22 protein-coding genes and 4 tRNA genes are annotated in these 18,870 nt (G+C 64.7%); 4 read left to right on the top strand and 22 right to left on the bottom strand.

Annotated features, from left to right (window positions below; translation table 11 throughout):
- Positions 1 to 191 precede the first annotated feature (191 nt).
- The 19 genes from rplL to trpE form a co-directional block, all read right to left on the bottom strand.
- Complete coding sequence (gene rplL, locus ACWV14_RS03715; RefSeq protein ID WP_093057181.1) at positions 192 to 566, bottom strand: 50S ribosomal protein L7/L12; 375 nt, start codon at positions 564 to 566, stop codon at positions 192 to 194.
- A 42-nt stretch (positions 567 to 608) separates the two neighbouring features.
- Entirely contained in the window at positions 609 to 1,142 is a 534-nt protein-coding gene (rplJ, locus tag ACWV14_RS03710) for a 50S ribosomal protein L10 (RefSeq protein ID WP_081269558.1), read from the bottom strand.
- Positions 1,143 to 1,387: 245 nt separating this feature from the next.
- Positions 1,388 to 2,086, bottom strand: coding sequence for a 50S ribosomal protein L1 (gene rplA / locus ACWV14_RS03705; protein WP_081269557.1), 699 nt, complete (start codon positions 2,084 to 2,086; stop codon positions 1,388 to 1,390).
- On the bottom strand, positions 2,087 to 2,518 hold the full coding sequence (gene rplK, locus ACWV14_RS03700) for a 50S ribosomal protein L11 (protein WP_019658337.1): 432 nt from the start codon (positions 2,516 to 2,518) through the stop codon (positions 2,087 to 2,089).
- Between the two features lie 143 nt (positions 2,519 to 2,661).
- Complete coding sequence (gene nusG, locus ACWV14_RS03695; protein ID WP_081269556.1) at positions 2,662 to 3,273, bottom strand: transcription termination/antitermination protein NusG; 612 nt, start codon at positions 3,271 to 3,273, stop codon at positions 2,662 to 2,664.
- Complete coding sequence (gene secE, locus ACWV14_RS03690; RefSeq protein ID WP_081269555.1) at positions 3,274 to 3,657, bottom strand: preprotein translocase subunit SecE; 384 nt, start codon at positions 3,655 to 3,657, stop codon at positions 3,274 to 3,276.
- Positions 3,658 to 3,758: 101 nt separating this feature from the next.
- Positions 3,759 to 3,834 (bottom strand) — tRNA-Trp (locus ACWV14_RS03685).
- Positions 3,835 to 3,855: 21 nt separating this feature from the next.
- Positions 3,856 to 5,049 (bottom strand): elongation factor Tu, encoded by a 1,194-nt coding sequence (gene tuf, locus ACWV14_RS03680; RefSeq protein WP_093060175.1) that lies wholly within the window; start codon positions 5,047 to 5,049, stop codon positions 3,856 to 3,858.
- A 73-nt stretch (positions 5,050 to 5,122) separates the two neighbouring features.
- Positions 5,123 to 5,197, bottom strand: a tRNA-Thr gene (locus tag ACWV14_RS03675).
- A 51-nt stretch (positions 5,198 to 5,248) separates the two neighbouring features.
- Positions 5,249 to 5,322, bottom strand: a tRNA-Gly gene (locus ACWV14_RS03670).
- A gap of 65 nt (positions 5,323 to 5,387) precedes the next feature.
- Positions 5,388 to 5,473, bottom strand: a tRNA-Tyr gene (locus ACWV14_RS03665).
- A 109-nt stretch (positions 5,474 to 5,582) separates the two neighbouring features.
- The gene (locus ACWV14_RS03660) at positions 5,583 to 6,290 is read right to left on the bottom strand and encodes a uracil-DNA glycosylase (RefSeq protein WP_454902649.1); all 708 of its coding nucleotides are present in this window, start codon (positions 6,288 to 6,290) and stop codon (positions 5,583 to 5,585) included.
- The gene (gene trpC / locus ACWV14_RS03655) at positions 6,287 to 7,087 is read right to left on the bottom strand and encodes an indole-3-glycerol phosphate synthase TrpC (protein ID WP_454902648.1); all 801 of its coding nucleotides are present in this window, start codon (positions 7,085 to 7,087) and stop codon (positions 6,287 to 6,289) included. Before trpC ends, ACWV14_RS03660 begins: the two co-directional genes overlap by 4 nt.
- Before the next feature lie 31 nt (positions 7,088 to 7,118).
- Complete coding sequence (gene trpD, locus ACWV14_RS03650; RefSeq protein ID WP_422088475.1) at positions 7,119 to 8,141, bottom strand: anthranilate phosphoribosyltransferase; 1,023 nt, start codon at positions 8,139 to 8,141, stop codon at positions 7,119 to 7,121.
- Between the two features lie 21 nt (positions 8,142 to 8,162).
- The gene (locus tag ACWV14_RS03645) at positions 8,163 to 8,822 is read right to left on the bottom strand and encodes a LysE family translocator (RefSeq protein ID WP_454902647.1); all 660 of its coding nucleotides are present in this window, start codon (positions 8,820 to 8,822) and stop codon (positions 8,163 to 8,165) included.
- Positions 8,823 to 8,838: 16 nt separating this feature from the next.
- On the bottom strand, positions 8,839 to 9,897 hold the full coding sequence (gene ltaE / locus ACWV14_RS03640; RefSeq protein ID WP_454902646.1) for a low-specificity L-threonine aldolase: 1,059 nt from the start codon (positions 9,895 to 9,897) through the stop codon (positions 8,839 to 8,841).
- 121 nt (positions 9,898 to 10,018) lie between these two features.
- Positions 10,019 to 10,603, bottom strand: coding sequence for an aminodeoxychorismate/anthranilate synthase component II (locus ACWV14_RS03635; protein ID WP_454902645.1), 585 nt, complete (start codon positions 10,601 to 10,603; stop codon positions 10,019 to 10,021).
- The gene (locus tag ACWV14_RS03630) at positions 10,600 to 10,992 is read right to left on the bottom strand and encodes a GxxExxY protein (protein WP_454902644.1); all 393 of its coding nucleotides are present in this window, start codon (positions 10,990 to 10,992) and stop codon (positions 10,600 to 10,602) included. The genes ACWV14_RS03635 and ACWV14_RS03630 overlap by 4 nt, the downstream gene beginning before the upstream one ends.
- Positions 10,992 to 12,494, bottom strand: coding sequence for an anthranilate synthase component I (gene trpE, locus ACWV14_RS03625; protein ID WP_454902643.1), 1,503 nt, complete (start codon positions 12,492 to 12,494; stop codon positions 10,992 to 10,994). Before trpE ends, ACWV14_RS03630 begins: the two co-directional genes overlap by 1 nt.
- A 350-nt stretch (positions 12,495 to 12,844) precedes the next feature.
- Between trpE and ACWV14_RS03620 the strand changes: the two genes are divergently transcribed.
- Positions 12,845 to 13,447: a chalcone isomerase family protein gene (locus ACWV14_RS03620; protein WP_454902642.1), complete on the top strand. Its 603-nt coding sequence runs from the start codon at positions 12,845 to 12,847 to the stop codon at positions 13,445 to 13,447.
- Here ACWV14_RS03620 and ACWV14_RS03615 read toward each other — a convergent pair whose 3' ends face one another.
- Together ACWV14_RS03615 and ACWV14_RS03610 are read right to left on the bottom strand one after the other, a co-directional pair.
- Positions 13,448 to 14,149 carry a phosphoglycolate phosphatase gene (locus ACWV14_RS03615; protein WP_454902641.1) on the bottom strand — a complete coding sequence of 234 codons (702 nt, stop codon included), beginning with the start codon at positions 14,147 to 14,149 and terminating at the stop codon, positions 13,448 to 13,450.
- Between the two features lie 310 nt (positions 14,150 to 14,459).
- On the bottom strand, positions 14,460 to 14,885 hold the full coding sequence (locus tag ACWV14_RS03610) for a hypothetical protein (protein WP_454902640.1): 426 nt from the start codon (positions 14,883 to 14,885) through the stop codon (positions 14,460 to 14,462).
- Positions 14,886 to 14,983: 98 nt separating this feature from the next.
- Between ACWV14_RS03610 and ACWV14_RS03605 the strand changes: the two genes are divergently transcribed.
- Together ACWV14_RS03605 and ACWV14_RS03600 are read left to right on the top strand one after the other, a co-directional pair.
- Positions 14,984 to 15,919 carry a bestrophin family protein gene (locus ACWV14_RS03605; RefSeq protein ID WP_454902639.1) on the top strand — a complete coding sequence of 312 codons (936 nt, stop codon included), beginning with the start codon at positions 14,984 to 14,986 and terminating at the stop codon, positions 15,917 to 15,919.
- 133 nt (positions 15,920 to 16,052) lie between these two features.
- Complete coding sequence (locus tag ACWV14_RS03600) at positions 16,053 to 16,610, top strand: Rrf2 family transcriptional regulator (RefSeq protein ID WP_454902638.1); 558 nt, start codon at positions 16,053 to 16,055, stop codon at positions 16,608 to 16,610.
- Positions 16,611 to 16,638: 28 nt separating this feature from the next.
- On the opposite strand, the gene ACWV14_RS03595 is transcribed toward ACWV14_RS03600, so the two are convergent.
- Positions 16,639 to 18,030 (bottom strand): aminotransferase-like domain-containing protein, encoded by a 1,392-nt coding sequence (locus ACWV14_RS03595; protein WP_454902637.1) that lies wholly within the window; start codon positions 18,028 to 18,030, stop codon positions 16,639 to 16,641.
- A 354-nt stretch (positions 18,031 to 18,384) separates the two neighbouring features.
- Between ACWV14_RS03595 and ACWV14_RS03590 the strand changes: the two genes are divergently transcribed.
- Complete coding sequence (locus ACWV14_RS03590; RefSeq protein WP_081268458.1) at positions 18,385 to 18,867, top strand: MSMEG_0572/Sll0783 family nitrogen starvation response protein; 483 nt, start codon at positions 18,385 to 18,387, stop codon at positions 18,865 to 18,867.
- The last annotated feature ends 3 nt before the right edge of the window (positions 18,868 to 18,870 follow it).

Here is an 18,870-nt window from a genome sequence, read left to right as displayed (position 1 = left end):
ACACTCAAAAAACGTCTTGGCTTTTGCTTTTCCGTCGACCTGAAGGTCTCCGGGAAAGCCTCTGGGTGGCTTTTCCGTCGACCCGGAGGTCTCCGGGAAAGCCGGCGCCAAGCCGGCTTTTGGGTGCGCTCTGAAAGCGGCAAAGGCTGGAGGGCCTTTTCAGGCGCCTCCAGCCCTCTAGGGGGTCTGAATTACTTCAGTTCCACCTTGGCGCCGGCTTCTTCCAGCTTCTTCTTGGCAGCGTCAGCGTCAGCCTTCGACAGGCCTTCCTTGACGGCCTTGGGAGCGGCTTCCACCAGGTCCTTGGCTTCCTTGAGGCCCAGGCCAGTGATTTCGCGCACTGCCTTGATGACCGACACCTTGTTCGCGCCGACGTCAGCCAGCACGACATTGAATTCGGTCTTTTCTTCGACCACAGCGGCGGCGGCGCCACCACCAGCGGCCGGAGCCGACATTGCAGCGGCGCTCACGCCGAACTTCTCTTCGATGGCCTTGACCAGGTCGTTGAGTTCCAGGACCGTCATGCTGTCGAGCGCGGTCAGAAATGCGTCTTTATCGAATGCCATTTTTGTTTCCTAACAATTGGGTTGAATATTTCAAACGCAGGCTCAAGCGGCCTGTGCTTCTGCCGGTGCATCGGCGGGTGCAGCTTCGCCACCACCACGCTTCTCGGCCAGCGCCGCGAGCACGCGGGCGGTACGAGAGATGGGGGATTGCATCAAGCCCAGCAGTTGCGCCAGCAGCACTTCCTTCGAAGGGATGTTGGCCAGTTGCTTCACGCCGTCGACGTCCAGGGCCTTGCCACCGAAGGCGCCGCCGCGAATGACCAGCTTGTCGTTGGTCTTCGCGAAATCGGCCACCACCTTGGCGGCGGCCACAGCGTCTTCGGAGAAGCCGTAGATCAGCGGACCGGTCATCTGGTCGCCAACAATCTCAAACGCGCTACCAGCGACAGCACGGCGGGCCAGGGTGTTCTTCAGAACACTCAGGCTCACACCCTTGCTGCGTGCTTCGTTGCGCAGTTTGGTCATGTCGGCCACCGTGATGCCACGGTATTCCGCCATCACGAGCGTTTGAGCTTTTGCGGCGAGGCTGGTCACATCACTGATGACCGCTTCTTTCTCACTGCGATTCAGACTCAAGGTCTACTCCTTTTAATGCGACCTTCGGCCGGGGCCTCGGATCGCGCTTCATGCAGCGACCAACTGTCAGGAACAAAAAACAAATTCCTTGCAGCGGGATCGCCATCTGCGCTGGATACCGGACAGGGAGGTCCGGCGATTAAGTGCAGCACCCTGCACACCAGCGGTCTTGGATGGCCCGCGGCAACCGAAGCCGCCGCGACCCACCACATCCGCCCCACCCTTGCGAGGTGGAGCAAATCTCTTTAGCTCGCCGAGATGGTTTGCGTGTCCACGCGGACACCCAGACCCATCGTCGACGACACGGCCACCTTGCGCAGGTACACGCCCTTGCTGGTCGCCGGCTTGGCCTTGACCAGAGCGTCGATCAGCGCGGCGAGGTTGCCTTGCAGCTTGTCGTTGTCGAACGAGCGGCGGCCGATCGTGCCGTGCACGATGCCGGCCTTGTCGACGCGGAACTGAACCTGGCCGGCCTTGGCGTTCTTCACTGCCGTGGCGACGTCCGGGGTCACGGTGCCGACCTTCGGGTTCGGCATCAGGCCGCGCGGGCCGAGGATCTGACCGAGCGTACCGACGACGCGCATGGCATCGGGAGCAGCGATCACGACGTCGAAAGGCATGTCGCCAGCCTTGACCATGGCAGCCAGGTCGTCCATGCCGACGATGTCGGCGCCGGCGGCCTTGGCTTCTTCAGCCTTGGCGCCTTGGGCGAACACGGCGACGCGCTTGGTCTTGCCGGTGCCGTTGGGCAGCACGACGGCGCCACGCACGACCTGGTCCGACTTCTTCGCATCGATGCCGAGCTGGACAGCCACGTCGATCGATTCGTCGAACTTGGCGGTAGCAGCGTCCTTGACGATGGTGATCGCGTCAGCCAGCGGGTACAGCTTGTTGCTGTCGACCTTGCCTTCGAGCGACTTTTGCTTCTTGGTGATCTTGGACATTTACACGCCCTCCACATTCACGCCCATCGAGCGGGCGGTACCGGCGATGGTGCGAACTGCTGCGTCCATGTCGGCCGCGGTCAGGTCCTTCATCTTGGTCTTTGCGATCTCTTCGAGCTGGGCGCGCGTGATCTTGCCGACCTTGTCGGTGTGCGGACGTGCGGAACCCTTGTCGAGCTTGATGGCCTTCTTGATCAGGACGCCGGCCGGCGGCGACTTGATGATGAAGGTGAAGCTCTTGTCGGCGAAAGCGGTGATGACCACCGGCAGCGCCAGACCCGGCTCGTAGCTCTGCGTTTGCGCGTTGAACGCCTTGCAGAATTCCATGATGTTCAGACCACGCTGACCGAGTGCGGGACCGATCGGCGGGGACGGGTTGGCCTTACCAGCTGGGACTTGCAGCTTGATGAAGCCGACGATTTTTTTCGCCATGCTTTGCTCCTTGCGGGTGATATCGCCTTGGCTTGCGACCAAGGCTCCCCGGGGTTAAACGACTCTTCGGGATCAAGGCCGCGCGCCGAGTCGGACAGCGCGCAGCCGGAAACAATGACACCGGCGCAAAGGCCGGTGGGTCGTCAGGTCTTTTCGACCTGGCTGAATTCGAGTTCCACAGGAGTCGCACGGCCGAAAATCATGACCGACACGCTGACCTTGCTCTTCTCGTAGTTGACTTCTTCAACCGTGCCGTTGAAGTCGGTGAACGGGCCTTCCTTGACGCGCACGAATTCGCCGACGGTGAATTCGACCTTGTGTCGCGGCTTTTCGGTGCCCTGCTGCATCTGGCTGACGATGTCCTCGACCTCTTTCTGCGAGATCGGGGCCGGACGGTTCTTGGCACCGCCCACGAAACCCGTCACCTTGTTGGTGTGCTTCACCAGGTGCCAGCTTTCGTCGTCCATGATCATTTCGACCAGCACGTAGCCAGGGAAGAAGCGGCGCTCGGTGGTGCGCTTCTGGCCGTTCTTGATTTCAACCACTTCTTCGGTCGGAACCAGGATGCGGCCGAACTTGTCCTGCATGCCGGCGCGGTTGATGCGCTCGGTGATGTTGCGCTCGACAGCCTTTTCCATGCCCGAATAGGCATGCACCACGTACCAACGCAGATCGGGGTTGGCGGCGGGAGCCAGCACGGAGGTGTTTTCTTCCTCCGGCGTGCTCGGCGTGGTTTCAACTGCGTCGTCGGTCATTTATTTTCTCCAGCCCAGAATGAGGTCGAAAAACACCCATTCGAGCGTCTTGTCGGTGAGCCAGAGGAAGACGGACATGATCGCCACGAAGGCGAACACATAGGCCGTCATCTGCATCGCTTCCTTGCGGGTCGGCCAGACGACCTTCTTGACCTCGCGCCACGAGTCGCGGCCGAAAGCCCACAACTGACGGCCACTCTCGGAGCTGCCGAAGGCAGCCACGGCCGCAGCCAGACCGACCAGCAGCGCAGCCCATTGCACCACCGAGCCTTGGCGCGACAGCAGGTAGAACGCCACGATGGCGCCCACTGCCAGCACGACAGCCACGGCCAGTTTGGCCTTGTCGGCGCCGGTGCTCACGGTTTCGATTTGAGAAGTGGCCATGGTTGGCTGATTTCCTGTGGCCTTTCGGCCTTCAATTCAATGCGTCTCTTGAGACGCCGAAGCCCATCGGGTCACGATGGGCTTTAGGGGTGCCACCTAAGTGGCAGGGGCAGTAGGAATCGAACCTACAACCTTCGGTTTTGGAGACCGACGCTCTGCCAATTGAGCTATACCCCTCCGGTACTCTTTGCGCCCGACTTAGATGTCGAGGATCTTGGCAACGACGCCCGAACCCACGGTGCGGCCGCCTTCACGGATGGCGAAGCGCAGGCCTTCTTCCATCGCGATCGGGTTGATCAGCTTCACGGTGATGCTGACGTTGTCGCCGGGCATGACCATTTCCTTGTCCTTGGGCAGCTCGATCGCGCCGGTCACGTCCGTCGTGCGGAAGTAGAACTGCGGACGGTAGTTGTTGAAGAACGGCGTGTGACGGCCGCCTTCGTCCTTCGACAGGACATACACCTCGGCGGTGAAGTGCGTGTGCGGCTTGATCGAGCCGGGCTTGCACAGCACTTGGCCGCGCTCGACTTCTTCGCGCTTCGTGCCGCGCAGCAGCACGCCCACGTTGTCGCCGGCCTGGCCTTGGTCCAGCAGCTTGCGGAACATTTCCACGCCGGTGCAGGTGGTCTTGACCGTCGGGCGGATGCCCACGATTTCGATTTCTTCACCGACCTTGATCACGCCGCGCTCGACGGCGCCGGTCACCACGGTGCCGCGACCCGAGATCGAGAACACGTCTTCCACGGGCATCAGGAACGTGCCGTCCACGGCGCGCTCGGGCGTCGGGATGTACGTGTCCAGGGCTTCTGCCAGCTTCATGATGGCGCCTTCGCCCAGTTCGCCCTTGTCGCCTTCCAGGGCGAGCTTGGCCGAGCCATGGATGATGGGGGTGTCGTCGCCGGGGAATTCGTACTTGTCGAGGAGTTCGCGAACTTCCATTTCGACCAGCTCGAGCAGTTCCTTGTCGTCGACCATGTCGCACTTGTTCAGGAACACGATGATGTAGCCCACGCCCACCTGGCGAGCCAGCAGGATGTGTTCACGGGTCTGGGGCATCGGGCCGTCGGCGGCCGAGCACACCAGAATCGCGCCGTCCATCTGGGCAGCGCCGGTGATCATGTTCTTCACGTAGTCGGCGTGGCCGGGGCAGTCGACGTGTGCGTAGTGGCGGTTGGCCGTTTCGTACTCGACGTGCGCGGTGTTGATCGTGATGCCACGGGCCTTTTCTTCGGGCGCAGCGTCGATCTGGTCGTAGGCCTTGGCTTCGCCGCCGAACTTGGCCGACAGCACCGTTGCGATCGCAGCCGTCAGCGTGGTCTTGCCGTGGTCGACGTGACCGATCGTGCCCACGTTGACGTGAGGCTTGGTGCGGGTGAATTTACCTTTTGCCATTTTTCGACTCCGAAAAAAACGTTTTCAACGTATGCAGATGGGTTGCAAAGCTGCCGTTGCAACCCCCAAAAACTGGTGCCCTTTGCGGGAATCGGACCCGCGACCTCTCCCTTACCAAGGGAGTGCTCTACCACTGAGCCAAAAGGGCTTTTGTAACAAAGTTACGAATTCACATCGCCTCAACAACGAACCGAATCTCTGGAGCGGGAGACGGGAATCGAACCCGCGTCATCAGCTTGGAAGGCTGGGGTTCTACCATTGAACTACTCCCGCATCGGGGGCACTTCAAGGCACCCAAAGCGCTAGATCCAATCGCTCTTAGAAACCAAATTCATCGCTGGTGGAGAGGGCTGGATTCGAACCAGCGTACTCGTAAGAGGGCAGATTTACAGTCTGCTGCCATTAACCACTCGGCCACCTCTCCGGCGAACCTCGAAATATAGCACGATTTTGTGACTACTCGGAAACCCATGCATCAACGAAGATGCTGGAAAACCGCTCGAGGCGTTAGCCCACGATTATCGCCTAAGTTTTCACCCCGCCGACTGCTGCGCTTCGCGCCAGGCACGGGCTTCACCAAAATGACCGCAGCCGATGAACGGCACAGGCGGCCTCAGGGCCGAAAGTGGCGACGGATGATTCGACATCAGCACCTTATGTCGCCCAACGTCGATCAACGCCCGCTTACTTTGTGCGTGCGAACCCCAGAGCATAAAAACAACAGGTTTTTCGCCGCCTGAAACATGACGGATGACGGCATCTGTCAGCACCTCCCAGCCCTTGCCTGCATGACTGGCGGGCTGGGCCTCCTCGACCGTCAGGCAAGTGTTGAGCAGCAACACGCCGTGCGTCGCCCACTTCACCAGGCTGCCGCCCGGATTGGGGAATGCAGGCGGCGGCGTGCCGAGGTCACGCTGCAGTTCCTTGAAGATGTTGCGCAGCGACGGCGGCAGCGCCACCCCAGGCGCCACCGAGAATGCCAGCCCTTCGGCCTGCCCGCGCCCGTGGTACGGGTCCTGGCCGAGGATGACGACGCGCACGTCTTCCGGCGGCGTGAGCTCCAGCGCCCGCAGCGGCTGCGGCGGGAAAATCACCGCGCCGGCATCGAGCCGCTCGCGCAGAAAGCCTTGCAATTTCTGCCCCACAGCACCGGCAAAGAAATCATCGACCAGCGGCTGCCAGCCCGGTGCTACGGGCCAGTCGGCGGGATCGCTGCTCGACAGCTGATCGGGCCGGCTCATTTGAACAACGCAGCGAGGGCCTCGCCGGGTTCCTTGGCGCGCATGAAGGCCTCGCCGACCAGGAAGGCGTTGACGCCTGCAGCGCGCAACGTGGCCACGTCCTCGCGCGTACCGATGCCCGACTCCGTCACCGGCAGGCGGTCATTCGGCAGCCTGGGCAGCAGGTCGATGGTCGCCTGGATCGACACTTCGAAGTTGCGCAGATTGCGGTTGTTGACGCCGATCAGCGCCGTCTTGAGCTTCAGCGCGCGGTCGAGTTCTGCCGCGTCGTGCACCTCCACCAGCACCGCCATGTCCAGCCCGCGCGCGATGGCTTCGTAGTCCTTCATCTGCGCGTCGTCGAGGCAAGCGGCGATCAACAGGATCGCATCGGCGCCCATCGCGCGCGATTCGTAGACCTGGTAGTCGTCGATGATGAAGTCCTTGCGCAGCACCGGCAGGTCACACGAGGCACGCGCCTGCTTGAGATAGTCGACGCCGCCCTGGAAAAACTGCTTGTCGGTCAATACCGAAAGACAAGCCGCGCTGACCGTGCCATCGCCCTCCGCATAGCTCTGCGCGATGTCGGCCGGAATGAAGTCCTCGCGCAGCACGCCTTTGCTCGGGCTGGCCTTCTTGACTTCGGCAATCACCGCAGCGTGGCCCGCGGCGATCTTGGCGCGCAAGGCGGCTTCGAAGTCGCGCGTGAGCATGCGGCTCTGCGCATCGGAACGTACGGCTTCGAGCGACGCGCGCTTGCGGGCCGCGGCGACCTCCTGGTGCTTGACGGCAACGATCTTGTCGAGGATGTCGGACATAGGGTTTCTGATGCTCCCGGTTTCTCTGTGTTCAGACGGTGGCGGATGCCTTGACCAGCTCCGCGAGCTTGGCCTTGGCGGCACCCGACGCGATGGCGGTGCGCGAACGCTCGACGCCCGCAGCCACTGAATCGACCACGTTGGCCGCATAGAGCGCGGCGCCGGCATTCAGCAGCACGATGTCGAGCGCAGGGCCAGCCTGATTGTCGAGCACCCCAAGCAGCATGGCTTTCGATTGCTCCGGCGTTTCCACGCGCAGCGCGCGGTTGCTCGACATCGCGAAGCCGAAGTCCTCGGGGTGCAGCTCGTACTCGCGGATCTCGCCGTCCTTCAGTTCGCCCACCATGGTGGCCGCGCCGAGCGAGATCTCATCCATGCCGTCGCGGCCGTAGACCACCATTGCATGCTCGGTGCCCAGGCGCTGCAGCGCGCGCACCTGGATGCCCACGAGGTCGGGGTGGAACACGCCCATCAGGATGTTCGGCGCGCCGGCCGGATTGGTCAGCGGCCCGAGGATGTTGAAGATCGTCTTGATGCCGAGTTCCTTGCGCACCGGCGCGACGTTCTTCATCGCGGGATGGTGATTCGGCGCGAACATGAAGCCGATGCCGCACTCCTCGATGGAGCGCGCGATCTGCTCGGGCCTCAGGTTGATGTTCACGCCCAGCGACTCCAGCACGTCGGCGCTGCCCGACTTGCTCGACACGCTGCGCCCGCCGTGCTTGCTCACCTTGGCGCCCGCGGCGGCCGCCACGAACATCGAGCAGGTCGAGATGTTGAAGGTGTGCGAGCCGTCGCCACCGGTGCCGACGATGTCGACCAGGTTCGCCCGGTTGATCACCGGCACCTTGGTCGATACCTCGCGCATCACCTGCGCGGCGGCGGTGATCTCGCCGATGGTTTCCTTCTTCACGCGCAGGCCGGTGATCAGCGCGGCCATCATCACCGGCGAGCACTCGCCGCTCATGATGAGGCGCACGATGTGCAGCATCTCGTCGTGGAAGACTTCGCGGTGTTCGATGGTGCGCTGCAGCGCTTCCTGGGGGGTGATCATGGAAAGTCTCCTCGGGGTGAATCAGCGGCCGACGCGAACGGCGGGCGCATCGGTGAATGCAAGCTTGAGGCCGAAGCCGATGAACAGCACGCCGGCGGCGCGGTCGAGCCAGTGCATGCCCTTCTGCACGGCGCTGCGGCGCGCCATCCAGCCCGCGGCGACGGCCCAGCCGACGTTCACGGGAATGGCGTTGACGTTGAACAGCACGCCCAGCAGCACGAAGTAGAGCGCCGTATTGCCGGCACCGGGCGCGATGAATTGCGGCACGAAAGCCAGGAAGAACAGCGCGACCTTGGGGTTGAGCACGTTGGTCCAGAAGCCGCCCAGAAAGATCGCCTTCAGGCTGCGCTCACCGGCAGCCGCGGCCTCGGCCTGCAGGTCGGCCGGCGGCTTGGCGCGCGACAGCAACATGCGCACTCCAAGGTACAGCAGGTACGCTGCGCCGATGTACTTGAGCACGGTGAAGGCGGTGGCCGACGTCGCCATCAGCGTGCCGACGCCCACGGCGGCGGCAAAGATGTGGACGAAGCAGCCCGCCGTGATGCCGAGCCCCGCCACGATGCCGGCGCGCACGCCTGTACGCAGCGAATTGGTCACGACGTACAGCACGTCGGGCCCCGGTGTCAGGTTGAGCAGCCAGCCGGCGGCGATGAAGGCGAGCAGATGAGGAAGATCAGGCATCTTGCTCCCCTGGGGCTCAGGCGTTGAAGAATCCGCGGATCGCTGTGACCGCGCGGTCGACGCCGGCGGCATCGACATCGAGGTGTGTCACGAAGCGCAGCCGGTAGAGCCCCGTCGCAAGAATGCCTTGCTGGTTGAGGCTCGCGAGCAGTTCAGCGGAACGCGCCTGCGCGGCACCGGTGAGATCGACGAACACGATGTTGGTGTGCGGCGCCTCGACCTTCAGCCCCTCGATGCCTTCGAGCCCCTGTGCGAGCCGCTGCGCCAGTGCATGGTCGTCGGCCAGGCGGTCGATGTGGTGGTCGAGCGCGTGCGATGCCGCCGCCGCCAGCAAGCCGGCCTGCCGCATGCCGCCGCCGGCCATCTTGCGAATGCGGTGCGCCCGCGCGATGAACTCGCGCGAACCCACCAGCGCCGAGCCGATGGGTGCGCCCAGGCCCTTGCTGAAGCACACCGACACGCTGTCGAAGCACTGCGCGATGCGGCGGGCTTCCGCGCGGATGTCGCTGCGCTCGTTCAACGCAGCCTGCGCGGTCGCCGCATTGAAGAGACGCGCGCCGTCCAGGTGCCGCTGCAGCCCCTTGCTCTTCGCCAGGTCGGTCGCAGCCTGCACGTACTCGAAGGGCAGCAGCTTGCCGCCCAACGTGTTCTCCAGCGCCAGCAGCCGCGTGCGCGCGAAGTGCGCATCGTCGGGCTTGATGGCGGCCTCGATCTGCGCGAGCGGCAGCGTGCCGTCGGGCGCATGGTCGAGCGGCTGCGGCTGCACGCTGCCGAACACCGCCGCGCCGCCGCCTTCCCAGCGGTAGCAATGCGCCTGCTGGCCGACGATGTATTCGTCGCCCCGGCCGCAGTGCGAAAGGATCGCGCACAGGTTGCTCTGCGTGCCGGTGGGCACGAACAGCGCGGCCTCGAAGCCGAGCAAGGCGGCGATCTTTTCCTGCAGCGCATTCACGCTCGGATCGGTGCCGAAGACGTCGTCGCCCAGCGGCGCCGCCATCATGGCCTCGCGCATCGCGGGCGTGGGTTGGGTGACGGTGTCGCTGCGCAGGTCGACGAGGGAATCAGAGGTGGACATGTCTTTGAGACCTTAGTGGGAATACCGCGGAACCGGCTCTGCCGGGCCGCCGGTATTGCCCCCGGCGAGTGGGTTGGCGAAGCGACACGAAGTGCGCGAAGCCTGGGGGAGAGCCATGCTGCTAGTCCAGGAAGTTCTTGAGCATGGCGTGGCCGTGCTCGGTGAGGATCGATTCGGGATGGAACTGCACGCCTTCGATGCGCACGTCGTGCGCGAATCCGGTGTGCCGCACCCCCATGATCTCGCCGTCGTCGGTCCAGGCGGTGACAGCCAGTGCCTTGGGACAACTCTCGCGCTCGATGGACAGCGAGTGATAGCGGTTGACGGTGAACTTCTGCGGCAGCCCCGCGAACACGCCTTCCTGCGTGGTCGTGATCTCGCTGGTCTTGCCGTGCATCAGCTGCTGCGCGCGCACGATCTTGCCGCCGAAGGCCGCGCCGATGGCCTGGTGGCCCAGGCACACGCCAAGAATGGGCAGCTTGCCCGCGAAGGCCTCGATGGCCGCCACCGACACGCCCGCCTCCGCCGGCGAACAAGGTCCGGGCGACACCACCAGCCGCGTCACGCCCGAAGCGATCAGCTCGCCGATCTGCCCCACCGTGATCTCGTCGTTGCGGTGCACCTGCACGTCCGCACCCAGCTCGCCGAAGTACTGGACGATGTTGTAGGTGAAGCTGTCGTAGTTGTCGATCATCAGCAGTTTCATGGCTTGCTCACAATCCGGTGGACGCCCTTGACGACGGGGAACACGTTGAAGTTGATCAGGAGGCCCAGCTTGAGGCCAGACAGCCGCAGCGCGGCCAGCACCTGTGCGCGATGCAGGTCGGCAAGCACATCGACCGCCTTGAGCTCGACGATGACCGACTGCTCGATCACGAAGCCCGCGCGGTACACCTCGCCCAGCGACCGGCCCTTGTAGCTGGCCGACAGCGCCACGTCGCGGGTGAAGCCGATCTCGCGCTCGGCCAGCTCTATGGCCAGCGCCGCGGCATAGGCCGCTTCGTCGAGCCCCGTGCCGAGCACGCGCTGCACCTCGACGGCGGCGCCGATGATCTCGTGCGAGAAGTCGTTCTGAATATCGGGTGCGTTGCTCATCATTCCAGGCCTTCCTCGACCAGTTCGGCGGCACGCAGGAGTGCGCGCGCCTTGGCTTCTGTTTCCTTCCACTCGAGCTCCGGCACCGAGTCGGCCACCACGCCGGCCGCGGCCTGCACGTGCAGCATCTGGTCCTTCACGATGCCGGTGCGAATGGCAATGGCCACGTCCATGTCGCCCGCATAGCTGATGTAGCCGCAGGCGCCGCCATAGAGGCCGCGCTTGGTGGGCTCCAGCTGGTCGATCAGTTCCATCGCATGCACCTTGGGGGCGCCGGTCAGCGTGCCGGCCGGGAACGTGGCCTTCAGCACGTCGATGGCGGTCATGCCGTCCTTCAGCGTGCCTTCGACGTTGCTCACGATGTGCATCACGTGGCTGTAGCGTTCCACCGCGAAGGCCTCGGTCACCTTCACGGTGCCGGTCTTGGCGATGCGGCCGATGTCGTTGCGCGCAAGGTCGATCAGCATCACGTGCTCGGCGCGCTCCTTCGGGTCGTTGATGAGTTCCACCTCGGCGGCCTTGTCGAGCTCGATCGAGGCGCCGCGCGGACGCGTGCCGGCCAGCGGGCGGATGGTGATCTTCTGCTCGCCGTCGCCCGTGTTCTCCTGGCGCACCAGGATCTCGGGCGACGCGCCCACCACGTGGAAGTCGCCGAGGTTGTAGTAGTACATGTAGGGCGACGGGTTCAGCGAACGCAGCGCGCGGTACAGCGACAGCGGCGACTCGGTGTAGCGCTTGCTGATGCGCTGGCCCACCTGCACCTGCATGAAGTCGCCGGCGGCGATCATTTCCTTGGCGCGCTCCACGGCCGCAAGGTAGTCGGCCTTGGCAAAGCTGCGCTCGGGCGGATGCGGCTGCGTGGGCTTCACGATGGGCGCGCTCACCGAGTACTTGAGCTTTTCCTTCAGTTCGCGCAGGCGGCGCTTGCCCACGGCATAGGCCTCGGGCTGCTTCGGATCGGCATAGACGATGAGGTAGAGCTTGCCCGACAGGTTGTCGATGACGGCCAGCTCTTCGCACTGCAGCAGCAGGATGTCGGGGCAGCCCAGCGTGTCAGGCGGGCAGCTTTTTTCGAGCTTGCGCTCGATGTGGCGCACGGTGTCGTAGCCGAAGTAGCCCGCGAGGCCGCCGCAGAAGCGGGGAAGGCCCGGGCGCAGCGCCACCTTGAAGCGCTTCTGGTATTCAGCGACGAAGTCGAGCGGATTGCCCTTGACGGTTTCCACCACCTGCCCGTCGGTCACCACCTCGGTGACGGCCTCGGCGCCGAAGCCGCTGGCGCGCAGCAAAGTCCTTGCGGGCAGTCCGATGAAGCTGTAGCGCCCGAAGCGCTCGCCGCCCACCACGGATTCGAGCAGGAAGCTGTGCTTGCCGCCGCCCTGCGAATGGGCGAGCTTGAGATAGAGGGAAAGAGGCGTCTCGAGGTCGGCGAAGGCCTCGGCCATCAGCGGAATACGGTTGTAGCCCTGGGCGCTGAGGCTCTTGAATTCAAGTTCGGTAATCACGGGTTCGTTCTCCAATTGCCAGCCGGCGCTCCTTTGGCCGGGGGCAAGGTCATTCACGGGTGGTCCGGCGTCGTCGAGTATGTGTCGATCCGGAACCGCGGGCGCACGGCGTGCGCCGTGCAATCAAACAGTCAGCGAAGTATGGCTACGCCAGGGCCAGGCTCCCCGGCTGCCTTCACCTGTTTGATTGATGTGATGAACGAACATGGAAAGCCGAGTTTAGCCCACGAAAACGCCGGTTCGCACGACAACAGCCGTTCCAGGGCGGCTTCAGGGTTCCCCCCGAGGCTGGCCGTAAAACAAAAAGATACATTCGCACGACCGTTCGCAAAATAACAAGGAGACCTTCCGTGCCAGCTTTTTCGCTCCCGACCGCGTTCTCCCGGCTCGCCCTGGCGGCCTGCCTTGCCACTGCCGCGCTCGGCGCCGCGGCGGCCCAGGTCGACGTGGCCGGCGTCAAGCTCGAAGACCGCATGGACCTGCATGGCAGTCCGCTGCAGCTCAACGGCGCGGGCATTCGCTACAAGGCCATCTTCAAGGTCTACACGGCGGGGCTGTATGTGGGCAAGAAAGTGTCGACGCCTGAAGAGGCGCTGGCCGCGCCGGGCCCCAAGCGCGTGGCCATCACCATGCTGCGCGACATCGACGCCAACGAACTCGGCAAGCTCTTCACCAAGGGCGTGGAAGAGAACTCGCCCAAGAGCGAGATGGTCAACCTCATTCCGGGCCTGTTGCGCATGGGCCAGATGTTCGCGGACCAGAAGCAGCTGAAGACCGGCGACACCTTCAACATCGACTGGGTGCCCGGCACAGGCACCGTGATCACCGTGCGCGGGGTGCCGCAGCCCGACCCGGTGAAGGAGCCGGCCTTCTTCAACGCCCTCCTGCGCATCTGGCTGGGGCCGAATCCGGCCGACTGGAAGCTGAAGGACGCGCTGCTCGGCAAGCAGTAGTCAGGCGGCCGCGAGTTCGGCCAGCGAATCCACGAAGCCATCGGCATCCACCGCCCGCACCGGCTCGCCGTGGTTGTAGCCATAGGTCACGAGCACCACGGGGCAGCCGGCGGCGCGCGCGGCACGCGCGTCATTGCTCGAGTCGCCCACCATCAGCGTGCGCGCGGGCGCCGTGCCCAGCGCCTCGCAGGTCTTCAGCAGCGGCAGCGGATCGGGCTTCTTGCGCTCGAAGGCGTCGCCGCCGAACACCAGTTCGAAGAATCCGTCGAGCCCCTTCTCGGCCAGCAGCGGCTTCGCGAACGACGTCGGCTTGTTCGTGAGGCAGGCCAGCCTCAGTCCCTGGGCGCGCAATGCCTTCAGGCCGTCGATCACGCCCGCGTACACGGCCGAGTGCTGGCCGTTCACCGCCAGGTAGTGATGCTGATAGCGCTCCCAGGCGCGGTCGAACAACGCGCGCGCCTTTGCTTCGGCGGCATCGCCTTCGGTGGGCGCCATCACATGCACGAGCGCGGAATGGATCAGGTGCTCCGACCCCTTGCCCACCATGCGCTCGATCGCAGCAGGCGCGACCGCGGGCAAGGAAAGATCGGCCAGCATGCGGTTCAGCGATGCGGCGAAGTCGCCGAGCGTGTCGACCATGGTGCCGTCGAGGTCGACGATGGCGGCGTCGAAGCGGTTGGGGTGGAAGCTGATGGAGTTCAAGACAAACCGATGGAGTTGCGGATGGAGAGGGATGGCGTTCAAAACATATCAGAGCCACCTCTCCGGGAAAACCCTGGGGACAGTTCAGGCACAAGGCCCCGCTTATCCACAGCGGGCGCATCCGGCCTCGAGTTGTTCCTGTTCCCGGGCAGCCGGAAAACACGGGAGCACACAGTGACACCGGCATGGCAAGTCGTTGTCAGCCATGGAAAAAAGCGCGCTGTCCACAGCGAGTGTCTACCCTTATCTATTACTACTAATTGAATAAGAAGAATAGATAAGAAAAAGCGCGCGAGCCGCGCCGCCGCTCTCAGTCGCCGCTTTCCCGCGCGGCGAGCCTTGCCACCTCGCGATCGAAAACCTCGTACTGGCCGTCGCAGAAAAGTTCGCAAAGGCGATCGACCTCCGCGCGGCTGCACTCGTCCACGACCGCCGCGTCCTGCTCCGGCTTCGCCTTGCCGAAGAAGCCTTTGCGCATCTGAATCGACACCGACTGCAGCTGGTAGCTGCGGTTGCGTTCGTCGCCCAGCGCCGAGATCCAGAGCTCCCGCTGATCGAGCCCGTTCTGCAGCACCATCGTCGGCAGCGGGCCGTCCTGCTGATCGTCCCATTGCGCGAGCTGCTCGGTCCACGGGAAGGCGTCGATGGCGGCCATGAAGGCGATCAGGTTCGTCTCTCCCTGCGGGTCAGTCTGCTTGTAGTCGTAGCCAACTCTCTGGATTGCGTAGATCAACATGGTGTGTGGATCGGCGAATGCCTCGGGGGTGTTGATGAGAGCGCCATTCTGTGGTCCGGGGGTGCCTGGCGCCAGCACGCGGGGATAATGGCCGACCGATGATCGTCCGACCCCGCCCTCATTGGCTGCGCATGCTCTTCGTGTGGCGCGGCTCGGTTCTGCCGGACATCGTGCCGCAGCTGTTGTGGACCACCGCCTTCGCGGTGCTGGTGACGGTGCTGCACGGGCGGCTTTTTCAATGGAAGGTGCCTCTCAACTTCGTGCCCTTCTCGCTCATCGGCCTCACGCTGGCGATCTTCCTGGGCTTCAGGAACAGCACGAGCTATTCGCGCTACTGGGAAGCCCGCACGCTGTGGGGCACCTTGCTCAATGAAACGCGCTCGCTGGTGCGCCAGGCGCTGACACTGGGCGACTCTGACGCCCACTCCGACTCCACCGCGCACGCCGGCGTGGCGGCCACGCGCCTCATCGCCTTCGTGCATGCGCTGCGCCATCAGCTGAGAGGCACCGATCCCTCCACCGACCTCGCACGACTGCTGCCGCCCGAAGACTGCGAGCGCCTGCGCACAGCGCGCTTCAAGCCGGCCATGCTGCTGCTCATGGTCGGCGAATGGCTGCGCGACCAGCGCAAGAGCGGCCGGCTCGACCCGATGCTCGCGCAGGCCATGGAAATTCCGCTGGGGCGGCTGACGGAGGCACTGGGCGGCTGCGAGCGCATCGCCAGCACGCCGATCCCCTTCACCTATTCCGTCATCATCCACCGCACCATCTATCTCTACTGCGTGCTCCTGCCCTTCGGCCTGGTCGATGCCATCGGCGCGATGACGCCGGTGGTGGTCGCGTTCGTCGCATACACCTTCTTCGCACTCGAGGCACTGGGCGCGGAAATCGAGGAACCCTTCGGCACCCAGCCCAACGACCTGGCCCTGGACGCCATGTCCCGCATGATCGAAGCCACCCTGCGCGAAATGATGGGCGAGCCCCGATCGCCGGAAACCACTGACGCACGAACCGTTGGTTACATCCAAACCTGAAGAAGCTTAAGAAGCATTCCGGAAACTTTTCGGGGCTTTCGGACACCTACGTTCCGGCGCTGTCTTCCGCGAACGCGCAAGACAGCCATTCATTCAATGTCTGTATTCCAGACACATCCATGAGGAACACTCCATGCGTCTGACGACGAAGGGCGGCTTCGCCGTGACGGCCATGATCGATGTCGCGCTGCGCGAGCAGGCCGGCCCCGTGGCCCTGGCGTCCATCGCCAAGCGCCAACACATTGCCCGCTCGTCGCTGGAGGCACTCTTCAGCAAACTGCGCCAGCATGGGCTGGTGAAGGCGACCCGAGGCCCGGGCGGCGGCTATACGCTGATGCGCAAGGCGTCGGAGATCACCGTTGCGGACATCCTGTTCTCGGTCGACGGCCAAGCCACACCGGAGGTCGAGGCCGCACCGCCGCGCGACAAAGCCGGCACGAGCGCCGCAGCCGGCGATTCCGGCTGCTACTCGACCGACGCGCTCTGGGCATCCGCCAACCACCATGTGATGGAGTTCCTCGACTCCGTCACGCTGCAGAGCCTGGTCGACGACCAGCTGGCCAAGGGCGTACGCGTCGAAGAGGAAGCCCCCCGCAAGAAAGAGCCGCAGCCGCGCCCCGTGCCCAGCCTGCGGCATGTGAACGCACCCAACTCCGTGTTCGCATGGAGCGGCGTGTTCGCCAAGCGCTGAAACCGCCCTCGCCTGCGCCAGCGGGCGGTCAGCGCAGCGTGGCATGCGGATGCAGCGGATGCGCCAGCGTGTCCGCAATGAGCCGCAGCGCCTGATCGCACTGCTCGCGCGACATCGGCCCGCCCAGGCAGATGCGCACCGCATCGGGCGGATCGCCGTCGGTGGAAAAGGCCGCGCTCGCCACCACGCCCACGTTCTGCGTGCGCAGGTAGGACGCAAACTCCACCGGACTCCAGCCCGGCGTGAGCGGCAGCCACGCATGAAACCCCTCCGGATGCGCCTGCAGGCCGCTTGCGCCCAGGTAGCGCGTGGCGAGCACCTGCCGCGCCATCGACTCGGCGCGCACCGCCTGCAGCATTTCTTCGGCGGTGCCGTCTTCCACCCACAGCGTCGTCAGCGCATTGGTGATGGGTGAGGCCATCACCGTGGTCGCGCGCATTGCGCCGGCCAGCCGCTGCGACTGCACCACCGTCGGCGAGCACACATACGCGCTGCGCAGCCCCGCGCCGAAGCATTTCGAAAATCCGCTCACGTAGTAGGTGAGCCCCGGTGCCAGCGTGGCGAGCGACGCGGGCACCTGGCGCGGCAGCATGCCGTAGGCGTCGTCCTCGATGATCGGCACCGCGTAGCGCAACGCCACGTCCGCCAGCGCCTCGCGCCGGGCGCGCGACACCGTGGCCGAGGTCGGATTCAGCAGCGTGGGGTTGCAGTACAGCGCCTTGGGCTTGAGCGTCTTGCAGGCGTGCTCGAAGGCGTCAGCGATGGGGCCGTCGTCGTCCATCTGCAGCGCATGCAGCTGCACGCCCAGCTGCGCCGCGATGGCCTTCACGCCGGGGTACGTGAGCGACTCCACGCACACCAGTTCGCCCGGCCGTGCGAGCTGCGAGAACAGCGCTGTCAGCACGCCGTGGATGCCCGGGCACACCAGGATGCGGTCGACGCTTGCATCGGGCACGAAGGGCCGCAGCCAGTGCATGGCGGCGGCGCGGTCGTGCGGGGTGCCGCCGAAGTCCTGGTAGCGCAGCAGGTCGTGGAAGTCGGCCTGCGCGAAGGCCCGGCTCGCGCTGTCGTGCAGCCGCGCCATCAGGTGCTCGTCGTCGGGCTCGGGCGGCATGTTCATCGTCATCTCGGCGCCGCTGCCGCCGCGCAGCCGCAGGCTCGGGCTGCCCGAGCGGATGAAGGTGCCCGTGCCCGCGCGCGAATCGATCAGCCCGCGCTTGCGCGCCTCGGCATAGCCGCGCGCCACGGTCGTGTAGTTCAGCTCCAGGTCGTTAGCCAGTTCTCGCAGCGTGGGAAGCCGGTCGCGCACGCCGAGTCGCCCGGTCTTGATGTCGTCGGCGATCAGCTCGGCCAGCTGCAGGTAGGCCGGGCGGGCGCTGTTGCGCAGTTGCCTGCGCCAGTGGGCGGTGATGGTGGTCATCGGGGGGCTCCGGCGAAGTTGATCGCATTCATTGATTGCATCCGGCCACCGATCAACACGCAGGATTCGCGCCCGCCCCAGAGGGCCCGGATGCTTCGATCAGGTGCGATCAACCCCATTGATCGGGTGCATTGATCGCACGGCGCATGCGTCTTGCCGGTGCGCGGCGAGCCGCCCGGCCCGGCCGCCGGCCGGCCCTTGCACTTGTCCAAAAAAATTTTTGCGGCTTGCGGCCCGCGCCGCTGCGCGTTGATCGCGACTTGATTGCACACAGCCGCGCGAACGCTGGCACATCGCCTGCGAAGAGGAAGGCACGCAAGACCTGCGTGTCCAACCACCCAACCGGAGTCCCACATGCCCAAAGTCACCCGCCCCCGCAACGAAAAAGGCGAGTACCTCGTCGACTACGAAGAGAAGGTGTTCGAAGACGTCAAGGCCGAGCCCGGCGAGAAGGCACTCGTCACCTTCCACACCGTGGCCTTCGAAGGCTCCATCGGCTTCGTCAACCTGCTGCAGGCCACGCGGCTGCGGCGCAAGGGCTACGAGACCTCGGTCCTGCTGTACGGCCCCGGCGTGACGCTGGGCGTGCAGCGCGGCTTTCCCACGCTGGGCGACGAGGCCTTCCCGGGCCACCAGAACTTCAACAAGCAGATCGTCAAGTTCATGGAAGAAGGCGGCAAGGTCTACGCCTGCCGCTTCGCGCTGCAGGCGCTGTACGGCCACGGCGAAGGCGCGCTGATCGAAGGCATCACGCCGATCAACCCGCTCGACGTGCTCGACCTCGTGCTGCTGCACAAGAAGGCCGGCGCCGTCATCCTCGACACCTGGACACTGTGAGCG

Source organism: Variovorax durovernensis (genome assembly GCF_977011995.1).
The sequence above is the reverse complement of the archived record's forward strand: the minus strand, read 5'-3'. Positions and strand labels throughout refer to the sequence as shown.

What these genes read in the sequence shown, in the direction of transcription:
- rplA (WP_081269557.1), bottom strand. Translation starts at nt 2,086, where the DNA reads ATGTCCAAGATCACCAAGAAGCAAAAGTCGCTCGAAGGCAAGGTCGAC.
- ACWV14_RS03660 (WP_454902649.1), bottom strand. Translation starts at nt 6,290, where the DNA reads ATGAGCCGGCCCGATCAGCTGTCGAGCAGCGATCCCGCCGACTGGCCC.
- ACWV14_RS03635 (WP_454902645.1), bottom strand. Translation starts at nt 10,603, where the DNA reads ATGAAACTGCTGATGATCGACAACTACGACAGCTTCACCTACAACATC.
- ACWV14_RS03610 (WP_454902640.1), bottom strand. Translation starts at nt 14,885, where the DNA reads ATGTTGATCTACGCAATCCAGAGAGTTGGCTACGACTACAAGCAGACT.
- ACWV14_RS03605 (WP_454902639.1), top strand. Translation starts at nt 14,984, where the DNA reads ATGATCGTCCGACCCCGCCCTCATTGGCTGCGCATGCTCTTCGTGTGG.
- trpD (WP_422088475.1), bottom strand. Translation starts at nt 8,141, where the DNA reads ATGATCACCCCCCAGGAAGCGCTGCAGCGCACCATCGAACACCGCGAA.
- tuf (WP_093060175.1), bottom strand. Translation starts at nt 5,049, where the DNA reads ATGGCAAAAGGTAAATTCACCCGCACCAAGCCTCACGTCAACGTGGGC.
- ACWV14_RS03630 (WP_454902644.1), bottom strand. Translation starts at nt 10,992, where the DNA reads ATGAGCAACGCACCCGATATTCAGAACGACTTCTCGCACGAGATCATC.
- ACWV14_RS03595 (WP_454902637.1), bottom strand. Translation starts at nt 18,030, where the DNA reads ATGACCACCATCACCGCCCACTGGCGCAGGCAACTGCGCAACAGCGCC.
- ltaE (WP_454902646.1), bottom strand. Translation starts at nt 9,897, where the DNA reads ATGTCCACCTCTGATTCCCTCGTCGACCTGCGCAGCGACACCGTCACC.
- ACWV14_RS03645 (WP_454902647.1), bottom strand. Translation starts at nt 8,822, where the DNA reads ATGCCTGATCTTCCTCATCTGCTCGCCTTCATCGCCGCCGGCTGGCTG.
- rplL (WP_093057181.1), bottom strand. Translation starts at nt 566, where the DNA reads ATGGCATTCGATAAAGACGCATTTCTGACCGCGCTCGACAGCATGACG.
- ACWV14_RS03600 (WP_454902638.1), top strand. Translation starts at nt 16,053, where the DNA reads ATGCGTCTGACGACGAAGGGCGGCTTCGCCGTGACGGCCATGATCGAT.
- trpC (WP_454902648.1), bottom strand. Translation starts at nt 7,087, where the DNA reads ATGTCCGACATCCTCGACAAGATCGTTGCCGTCAAGCACCAGGAGGTC.
- ACWV14_RS03590 (WP_081268458.1), top strand. Translation starts at nt 18,385, where the DNA reads ATGCCCAAAGTCACCCGCCCCCGCAACGAAAAAGGCGAGTACCTCGTC.
- nusG (WP_081269556.1), bottom strand. Translation starts at nt 3,273, where the DNA reads ATGACCGACGACGCAGTTGAAACCACGCCGAGCACGCCGGAGGAAGAA.
- secE (WP_081269555.1), bottom strand. Translation starts at nt 3,657, where the DNA reads ATGGCCACTTCTCAAATCGAAACCGTGAGCACCGGCGCCGACAAGGCC.
- rplK (WP_019658337.1), bottom strand. Translation starts at nt 2,518, where the DNA reads ATGGCGAAAAAAATCGTCGGCTTCATCAAGCTGCAAGTCCCAGCTGGT.